This window comes from Streptomyces sp. NH27, from assembly GCF_056859195.1.
In genome coordinates this window covers 1-3,479 of sequence record NZ_JACEGK010000685.1, presented here as the reverse complement: position 1 = coordinate 3,479, position 3,479 = coordinate 1, and the positions used below count along the sequence as shown (strand labels likewise).

Genomic DNA, 3,479 nt, shown 5'->3' with positions numbered 1-3,479 from the left:
GGTATCCCCCGGGAGGCGGCGGCTGGTCCTCTGGGGGCGGCGGCGGAGATCTGTCCACCAGGGGAGTTTACGATCCCCTTACCGCTACGCCCCCACCGTCCCGTCGACTCCTTCACGAAGGAAGTCCGCGTGGCCGTTGTGCCGTCCGTACTCCAGCAACACGTGCACCATCACCATCCGCAGGCTCACTTCTTCCTCCCACCTGGGCTGGTAGCCGGCCACGTCCAGCGACGTGGCCGCCGCCTCGATCCGCCGGGAGACCGCGACCTCCGCCTCCCACGCGCCGAACGCCTCCGCCCGGGTCGAACCGCTCACGTCGTACGCCGCCTGGAAGTCGATCTCCTTCGACCACACCATCGGAGCGTCGTGGTCCTCGAACACCCGCCGGAACCAGGTCCGTTCGACCTCCGCCAGGTGACGCACCAGGCCCAGCAGCGACAGCGTGGACGGCGGCATCGACCGCTGCCGCAGTTCCTCGTCGCCGAGCCCCGCGCACTTCATCGCCAACGTGGCCCGCTGGTAGTCGAGAAAGGCCCGCAGCATCTCCCGCTCCGTCCCGAAGTGCGGCGGCCCGACACGCGTGTCCTCTATCTCACTGGTCATGACGGGAGCTTAGCCAGTGCCCTGGAGGAACCGGGCGGGTCGAACGCGGTGGCCCGGGCGCGGGCCTGGCCGCGCGCCGCGAACGGGCCGCTGATCCGCGCGTACGTCACCGCGTGCCGGCAGGCGGCAGGGGGCGCGTTGTGGCATCAGGGGAAGGTGCGTCATGATCCGGCGGGTGGACCAACGTACTCATACCTGCCTGTGTTTCTGCCTGCGCGACGGCGCCGACGGCCGTACGGAGGTGTTGCTCGGGCGCAAGAAGACGGGGCTCGGCGCGGGGAAGGTGGTCGGTCTCGGCGGGCACGTGGAGCCCGGCGAGAGCGCGGCGCAGGCCGCGGTGCGCGAGGTCGCCGAGGAGTCGGGGCTCGTCGTCGACCCGGCCGATCTGCGGCCCGCGGCCGTCGTCGACTGGCGGTTTCCGGCCCGGCCGGCCTGGGACATGTGGGTCACCGCGTTCACCACGTCCCGCGTGCTCGGGGAGGCCGGCGAGACCCGTGAGATCGCTCCGCTCTGGGTGCCCGTCGACGCGCTCCCCCTCGACTCCATGTGGGACGACGCCCGTCACTGGCTCCCCCAGGTGCTCGCGGGTCGCACCCTCGACGCGGAGATCGTCTTCGCCGAGGACAACGAACACGTCGCCTCCGCCACGATCCGTACGGTGCCCTGACCCACCGGGGTGCCCCTGTCCGCGGTCCGCGGGACCTTGCGGTGAGTGGGTGGTTTGTCGCGCAGTTCCCCGCGCCCCTGGATTCGCCCGGGTCCCTCCGGGGCAAGCACGGTGGGAGCCGCACATACGCAGACGCAGGGGTGCGGGGTACTGCGCTCCCCCGGAGCTTCGCCTGGGAGGTACCCCCAGCCCACCACCGGCAGATGGTCCCTGAACCGACAGAACACACCACCCCGGAGGGTCAGGCTCGGGCGGGGGCGGGCTCACCGCCGAGGGCGTCGCGCCGTAGCGGCATCGTGAGCGTGGTCATGCGGCGCCAGCCGTGCACCCGCTCGTAGAGGTAGGTGAGGTGGATGCCGAAGCGGATCAGCGCGGCGACGGGCACCGGCCAGCGCAGGATGCGGCCCATCCGGGCCATCACCGCGAGGCTCACATCGCGGTGCACCCGGATCTCCGCGTGGGCGCACTCACGCAGCACGCGGTGGATGGCGCGGCCGTGCCCGGCGGCTGCCAGCCGCAGCAACTCCTCGTGGCAGTAGGCGAGGTGGTTGTCCTCGTCGTGCGAGATCGCCCGGACCGCACGGCCGACCTCCGGGTGCTGCGCGAAGTACCTGAGCAGGAGTGCCATCTGCTCGGACGCGCGCTGCTCGGTGACCCTGCTGTGCGCCAGATAGGTGACGATGTCCTGCTCGGTCAGCGGCTGGTCCAGCCGCAGCCGGGTGTGGGCGAGCCCGATACCGGCCCGCTCCAGCAGCATCGTGTAGTCGGTGTCGGCCGGCACCGGTACGGGCTCCAGCCCGCGTTTGCGCAGCAGCGCGTTGAAGATCCGGCCGTGCTTGTCCTCGTCGGCGCCGTGCCGGGTGATCTTCGGGGCCAGTTCCTGCTGCGAGGGGGGTACCAGCGCGGCAATCCGGCCGTTCTCCCAGCCGCCCTGCGCCTCACCGCTCGCCGCGATGGAGCAGAAGAGGCGGTAGGAGTCGTCGTTGTCCACGATCGAGGTGAAAAGTCCGCGCACCGACAGCATCTCCGTGCTCCTCTCTCCGCCCGGCAGGTACCAGCAGCAGTCAAGGTCGCCTCGGACGGCTCCGCAACCGGGTCGGACCCGCGGCTCGGCCATCCGGGTGGCTCCCGCGCGGCGCGGCGCGGCCGGCGGGCGACAGGCGGGCGGGCGACGGGCCGGCCCACACCAGGGGGTGCGGGCCGCCCGCCGGCCTGCTGGTGTGACCGGCGGATCCAGCAGCCGACGTAGGCGCAGCCGGCGGTCTCCTCGTTGTTCGCCCAGGCACCGCCAAGCGTGTACTTGTACTGGATCGTGGTGGGGCCGGCGGCCTTGATGGTGGCGGTCCAGTGGGTCGCGTCGACGCGGGTGAAGGCGAGGCCGTCCGGTGCCCAGTCGGCGGCGCCGCCGCCGAGCGCGGCCAGGGTGCCGGCGAGGTGGACGGTCTTGCCGCTGGGGTCGGTGGAGGCGGGCAACGTCAGATCGACCACCTCGACGTTGTTCGCGGTGGTGGCGGCGGTGGAGGCGTCGGACTCGTTGCCGTCGGTGGCGTCGGCGTGGTCCCCGTGCGGAGCCCGGACACGCGCCGGTCCGGACCCGCGCCGGGTGACTGCCTTACTTCCAGGTGTCGTTGAGGGTCAGGGAGCCCGAACCACCGGTGCCGGCGGTGCGGTTGGCGCCCGACTCCCATGTCACGCTCCCGGACGCGTCCTTGAGGATGTACTTGTACTCGAAGGACGTGTTCGCCGGCAGGTTCGCGGTGCCGGACCAGTTCGCCTGGTCGGCGGAGCTGAGCGCGATCGCCTGGGTGGGGGCCCAGTCGCCGAGCACCGGGATCGAGCCGGTCACGTAGACCTTCTGGCCGGCGGGCGCGGACTCCGCCTCGTGGAAGGCGACGGCTACCTGGTTCGCGCCGCCGGAGGACTGGACGCCCCAGGTGTCGTCCAGGGTGCCGCCGGCGCTGCCGGTGTCAGCGGTGTGGTTGTTGCCCGACTCCCATGTCACGTTCCCCGAGGCGTCCTTGAGGATGTACTTGTACTCGAAGGACGTGTTCGCCGGCAGGTTCAGCGTGCCGGTCCAGTTCGTTCCGTCGGTGGAGTCGAGCGGGATCGCCTGGGTGGTGTCCCAGCCGGCCAGCGCGGAGATGGAGCCGACCAGGTAGACCTGCTGGCCCGAGGGCGCGGCCTCGGACTCGTGGAAGGTCTCGGTGAC

The 3,479-nt window shown here is 71.7% G+C and carries 4 protein-coding genes; 1 reads left to right on the top strand and 3 read right to left on the bottom strand.

What is annotated here, in order from left to right; all coding sequences use genetic code 11:
• Positions 1–84: 84 nt before the first annotated feature.
• The gene (locus AC13HU_RS34385; protein WP_483045918.1) at positions 85–603 is read right to left on the bottom strand and encodes a DinB family protein; all 519 of its coding nucleotides are present in this window, start codon (positions 601–603) and stop codon (positions 85–87) included.
• A gap of 175 nt (positions 604–778) precedes the next feature.
• On the opposite strand from AC13HU_RS34385, the gene AC13HU_RS34380 reads away from it, so the two are divergent.
• A complete protein-coding gene (locus AC13HU_RS34380) occupies positions 779–1,270 on the top strand; it encodes an 8-oxo-dGTP diphosphatase (protein ID WP_483045917.1) in 492 nt (163 codons plus the stop codon).
• Positions 1,271–1,511: 241 nt separating this feature from the next.
• Here AC13HU_RS34380 and AC13HU_RS34375 read toward each other — a convergent pair whose 3' ends face one another.
• Both AC13HU_RS34375 and AC13HU_RS34370 read right to left on the bottom strand, forming a co-directional pair.
• On the bottom strand, positions 1,512–2,294 hold the full coding sequence (locus tag AC13HU_RS34375; protein ID WP_483045916.1) for a ferritin-like domain-containing protein: 783 nt from the start codon (positions 2,292–2,294) through the stop codon (positions 1,512–1,514).
• 588 nt (positions 2,295–2,882) lie between these two features.
• Positions 2,883–3,479, bottom strand: a 597-nt coding sequence (locus AC13HU_RS34370; protein ID WP_483045915.1) for a carbohydrate-binding module family 20 domain-containing protein, incomplete at its 5' end; no start/stop codon positions are given.

What these genes read in the sequence shown, in the direction of transcription:
- AC13HU_RS34385 (WP_483045918.1), bottom strand. Translation starts at nt 603, where the DNA reads ATGACCAGTGAGATAGAGGACACGCGTGTCGGGCCGCCGCACTTCGGG.
- AC13HU_RS34375 (WP_483045916.1), bottom strand. Translation starts at nt 2,294, where the DNA reads ATGCTGTCGGTGCGCGGACTTTTCACCTCGATCGTGGACAACGACGAC.